Source organism: Longimicrobium sp. (assembly GCA_036387335.1).
Taxonomy (GTDB): Bacteria; Gemmatimonadota; Gemmatimonadetes; order Longimicrobiales; family Longimicrobiaceae; genus Longimicrobium.
In genome coordinates this window covers 1-5,225 of sequence record DASVTZ010000198.1, presented here as the reverse complement: position 1 = coordinate 5,225, position 5,225 = coordinate 1, and the positions used below count along the sequence as shown (strand labels likewise).

Annotated in this window: 3 protein-coding genes; all 3 read right to left on the bottom strand. The window is 69.7% G+C overall.

Features of this window, described 5'->3' with window-relative positions:
* Window positions 1-144: 144 nt before the first annotated feature.
* Complete coding sequence (locus VF647_19645) at window positions 145-1,935, bottom strand: thiamine pyrophosphate-binding protein (protein ID HEX8454303.1); 1,791 nt, start codon at window positions 1,933-1,935, stop codon at window positions 145-147.
* Window positions 1,932-3,950, bottom strand: a complete 2,019-nt coding sequence (locus VF647_19640; protein HEX8454302.1) for an FAD-dependent oxidoreductase — start codon at window positions 3,948-3,950, stop codon at window positions 1,932-1,934. Before VF647_19640 ends, VF647_19645 begins: the two co-directional genes overlap by 4 nt.
* Window positions 3,951-4,154: 204 nt before the next feature.
* Entirely contained in the window at window positions 4,155-5,051 is an 897-nt protein-coding gene (locus VF647_19635) for a ParB N-terminal domain-containing protein (protein ID HEX8454301.1), read from the bottom strand.
* Window positions 5,052-5,225: the final 174 nt, after the last annotated feature.

The window sequence follows — 5,225 nt, the reverse complement described above, 5'->3', positions numbered from 1 at the left end:
AGCGGGCTCACACAGAGACACAGAGCCACAGAGAGAACCGCTAAGAGGTTTTCTCTGTGGCTTTCTGTTCCTTCTGTGCCCTCTGTGTGAGGCTTTTGCTGTAGTTCTCTCTCTGCGTCTCCGCGCCTCCGCGTGAGATTGCTTTTACGAGGCGTGCGTCGCGCAGTTCTCGTCGATGATGTACTGGGTGGCGCGGGGGAAGTCGGTGCGCGGGAGGCGCACCTGCACGAGAACCGGGCCGCGGTTGGCCGGATGCGCGGGGTCGCGAAGGTGGCGGAGGACCTCGTCCAGGGCCGCGTGCGTGGCGACCTCGAAGCCGGTCATAGGCGCCTCGGGGGTGGAGAAGACTTCCGCGAGGCGGCTGTAGCTCCAGGGATGGAGGACGTTGTAGAAGCTGGCCTCATCGCCGGAGCCCTCCGAGTAGAAGCAGGGGTGCACCAGCATCTGCTCGATGCCGTAGAACGCCTCGTTGTCCAGCACGAAGATGACCGAGTCGTGGCGCAGACGGGTCTGCGTGGAGAGCTCCTGACAGGTCTCCTGGAACGATCCGTCGCCCACGAACACCAGGTGCCGCTTCTCGGGGCGCGCGGCCTTGATCCCCGTAACCGCGCCGACCGAGTAGCCGATCGCCAGCCACGCGCCCTGGCAGAAGAAGGTGCCCGGCTCCGGCATCTTCAGGTTCTGCGATCCGAGCAGCGAGAATCCCGCGTCCGAGACGACGGCGTAGGGCGAAGTTCCGTGCCGGGTGGCTTCGTCCATGAACGCGCTGATCCGCTGGAAGAAGCTGTCGTAGGTGAGCGGCGCATCCTCCTCCGCGTGCTTCGAGAGCATGGCGACGAAGGCGGGCTGCGATGCCTCGGCGTCCTGGTAGTAGTCGGCCGTGTACTCGCGGGCGCCCTTGGAAGCGACCAGCGCGTCGCGCAGGGCGGTGATGAACTCGCCCAGCTTGACGTCCGGGAAGTAGCGCGGGCCCACGCTGACGCCCTGGTGCACGGCCATGATCCAGTCGTCGCCCACGGAGCGGGTGCCGCCCAGGTTCTTGGAGGTCTGCCAGGAGCCGAGGCCGATGCGGCACTTCGCCACCTCCTTGAAGACCTCGCGCACCTCGGGCAGGCTCGCCTTGCCGTTGTAGACGCCGTGGAAGAGCGGGTGATCCTCCGACACGACGGACTTGCCGCCGATGGTGGTGCAGAAGGGGATCCCCGTCGCGTCCACCAGCGACTCGAACTCCTCGCGCAGCCCGAACCGCCCGATCTCCTCGCCGCCCCACAGGATCGGCGAGCCCAGCCGATCGATCAGCTCCACCGCGGCCCTCACCGCATCGGCGAGCATGCGGCGGTTGGCGGCGGTCGTGGGGCGCTCGCGTGCTTCGATGCGGCCCACCGGCGCGTCGCACTCCCCCGACCACACGTTCTCCCACACTTCCAGGTAGACCGGCCTGCGCTCGGTGAGGCAGGCGGAGAGGGCGCAGTCGATCTGCACCGGCGCCATGCGGCTGCTGGTGATGACCTGCGCGTCCACCGTCACCTGGCGGAAGGCGTCCACGTTGGCGCGCGTCACCGGGCTCATGTGCGAGGTGAGGAGGCCGACGGCGCGGAGGTTCAGCCACTGCTCGTACGTGGGCGCGCCGGTGATGACGATGAGCGGGATCTCCTCCACGTACGCGCCGCCCGCGGGCTGCAGCACGCTGAGCGCCCCCACGCCGTACGTCACCGCCACCGCGCCCACGCCGCGCACCCGCGCGTACCCCTCGGCCGCGTACCCGGCGTTGATCTCGTTGCAGTTGCCCACCCACTTCACCTTGGCCGCGACCACTTCGGGCAGAAAGGGCCCCAGGTGGTTCCCCGGCACCCCGAACAGGTGCCCGATCCCCAGCTCCGCCAGCCGCGCCGCCAGGTAGCGCGCCACCGTCCACCCGCCCGCGGGCTCGCTCATCGCGCCACCTCCGCCCCGTTCACTTCCAGCGCCGCGCGGATGGCGGACTCGATGGCGCCCTCCACCCAGGCGTGCTTCAGCGAGGTGTGCTCCCCCGCGAAGTGCACCGGCCCCTCCGGCGTCGGGATGCTGGGATGGAACTGCGTGAGCTGCCCCGGCGTGAACACCGCCGCCTCGCCGAAGGCGTAGCGGTTGCGCAGCCAGCTCTGCGTCTGCCCCTTGCCGGTGTAGAACACCTCGATGCGCGCCCCGTGGATCGACTGCAGCCCGCGAATCGCGAAGGCGTAGCGCTCGTCGTCGGACATGGAGTCCCAGCGCGCCGCGTCGTCCGCCCAGCTGTAGCTCGCGAGCACCACGCCGCCGTCGCTCCCCTCCACCCGGTGCGACGGGTAGTAGATGAAGCGGTTGGGGTTGTCCGTGATGGTGCCGCCGCCAAAGACGTGCGTCGCCTCCCGCTGCCGCGGGTTCTGGTGGCGCAGCTCGGCGTAGAACGCTTTCTCCCGACCGGGGATGCGCGTCTCGTCCACCCCGGGATCGGCGCCCAGCAGCGCGGACGAGCCCTGCCCCTCGCCGCCGGCCTCGAAGTGCTCGTACAGCCCGGGCCTGATGGCGTCCAGCTCGCGCTTCCAGTCCTCCTCGGTGAACTCCCACCAGCGGCGGCTGAACTCCAGCAGCACCTTGGTGGCCGAGTCGTAGTGCAGCTCGATGATGGCGCGGCGCTTCTTGTAGCTGAAGAGCGGGTCCACGATCACGTGGCGCAGGCTCGAGAAGGGGATGGTGACGATCGCCACGTCCGCGGTGAACTCCTCGAACACCGGCTTCTTCCCCGATGCCCCGCCGCGGTCCTCGTCGGCCTCCTCGCCCACGCATTTGATCCACACCGCCGGGCCGTCGGGGCCCACGTGCACGCACTGGTTGCAGTCGCGGTCCGGGTGCCAGTACTCCATCTGCACCAGCCGCTGACCCATGCGGATCTCGTCGCGCAGAAAGGCGAGGAAGGCGTACGGCAGCCGCCAGTTCCCCCCCGGGATCTCCCAGTACGTCGCGTCCGGCCGGATGTCGCTGCGGCCCAGAAAGGTGTGGAAGAAGGAGAGCGGGAGCCGCGACGTCAGGTTCTCGATCGTCCCCACGGCCTCGATCGTTTCGTCGCTGAACCCCGCGACCTCCTTGAGGAAGCCCCACATGGAGTACGGATCGAAGTCGTAGATCACCCGCGCCCATCCCTCCACCCACTCCGCGAACGGCTTGGGGACGCGCTTCTTTTCCTCCACCTTCGTCGAGTAGTAGTCGCGCACGAAGTTGAGCGAGTCGTTCACGAGGTTCCCCATCGTCTTCCCCGCCTGCTCCGCGGGCACCCCGAACCCCTCGTTGATCTCGCGTGGGCCCTTGTTGTAGTCCGACCTCCTCACCTGCTGTCCGTTGGTGCGCAGCCAGGCGTTGTAGCGCTGCGTCGGGAAGCGGTAGTCGGGGCTGTCCGGCCCGTTGCGCCACTCGCCGCTCCCATCGAACGGGGTATAGAGGACGGGCGGCACGCGCACGCCCGGCTGCGGCTCCACCGGCCCCTCGACGTCGATGTTGAAAAAGGGCCGGCGCGGAAGCCCCAGCTTGTCGATCAGCGCGAGCACCAGCGGGTGGAAGTCGGGGAGGCGCATGGCCCCCGCCTCCGCGTACTGCTTGCGGTCGACGAACGGCGCGCCGAGGTCCGGGCGCCACTGGTCCCGCCGAAAGGTCTTGAGCCGCCCGCCGATCCGGTTGCCGTTGGCCTCCACGATGGTGACCTGGTGCCCCGCGTTCTTGAGGAGCCACCCCGCCACAAGCCCCGCGATCCCCGCCCCCACGATCAGCACCTTCTTCGGCGGCCCGCCCGGCGGCAGCCCTTTTTCGATGAGGATCTCGAGGTACTCCTTGACCAGGTCGCGGTCGCCCTCGCCCACCATCAGCAGGGTGCGGGCGAGCTGCATGCAGGTCTCCCACCGCGCCTCGTCGCGCGGCGGCGTGCTGTCGTTCTGTGTCATGGGAAGGCGAGTCGGAGGGAATCGGCGGGATCTACATCTCTACACTACGCGCATGCGCTCCGCCGCGCCATCATTCCGAAAAGAACGGCAGTCTCACGCGGAGACACGGAGGCACGGAGAGAACTTCGCGTGCTCTCGTCCGCGTCTCCGCGTCTCCGCGTGAGGCCCAACAGACCCCGACCGCAGAACGACGGCCTCCTGATGTTAGCCGCCGCCCGCCTCCGCCAGCATCTGCTCCAGGCGCTCGACGAGGCCGCGTACCTGCTCACGATACTCCCGGTCGTCGTGGAGCCGCCTGGGATCGAGGTGCGCGTTCAGGCGCAGGGTGCCGCCGCGCGCAGCCGACCAGCGGATGGGTGAGGGAGTGGCATCGGCGGCCTGCGCGGCGCCGGCGACGACGGAGCGGGCCATGGCGCGGAGCCTCGCCACGCGCTCGGGGAGCGGCTTGGAGGAGGTGTCGCGGAAGACGGCGGTGCCCATGCGCGGGTGGCGGGCGAGGGCTGCGCGCTCCTCCTCCGTCATCTGCGCCAGCGCTTCGCCACCCTTGGTCATCCAGCTCACGTAGCCGGGGCTCTTCCCCGCGCGCGCGGCGAGCACCGCCTGCGTGTGCCCGAAGCCGTGATGCGCGCGGTAGTACGCCAGGCACGCGTCCATCACAGACATCGCGCGGCGCGACTCGTTCTCCGCGATCTGCTGGAGGAAGGCTTCCTCCTCGCTGATGGGGCCCAGGTCGCGCACCGTGACCGTGCGCAGTCCGGCGAGCCGGGCAGCGTGCAGGCGGCGGCGCCCGTACACCAGCACGAAGCGCGGCGCCACCGGCGGCCCCACGCGCCGCACCCCGATCGCACCCGGCACGTCGCCGTCGATGCGGATGGAGCCCGCCAGGTCCGCGAGCTCGTCCTCGCTCTCCACCTCACGGACGTACGCGCCCTCCTCCTCGATCTGCGCGATGGGGAGCGTGAGGTGGTTCTTGGCGCGCGTGGCGCCGTCCACCACCGCCGCCGGGTGCGACGTGGCCATGCCGGCGAGCTGGCTGGACACCTGGGTGAAGGCGGCGCGCTGCTTCGACAGGTCCAGCGCCGGACGCGAGGCCTTGCTCATGCCGCCACCTCCATCTCCAGCCCGATCCCGAGCTGCTCGCCGTCGAAGCGCGGTGCGGCGCCACGAGCCTCGATCCCCACGCGTTCCATCCATTCCGCCGCCACCTCGCGGAAGAGGGGGGCGGCCGGCGTGCTCACCCGGTACAGGCGCTCGTACAGCTCCACCGGCATCCGC

What these genes read in the sequence shown, in the direction of transcription:
- VF647_19640 (HEX8454302.1), bottom strand. Translation starts at nt 3,950, where the DNA reads ATGACACAGAACGACAGCACGCCGCCGCGCGACGAGGCGCGGTGGGAG.
- VF647_19635 (HEX8454301.1), bottom strand. Translation starts at nt 5,051, where the DNA reads ATGAGCAAGGCCTCGCGTCCGGCGCTGGACCTGTCGAAGCAGCGCGCC.
- VF647_19645 (HEX8454303.1), bottom strand. Translation starts at nt 1,935, where the DNA reads ATGAGCGAGCCCGCGGGCGGGTGGACGGTGGCGCGCTACCTGGCGGCG.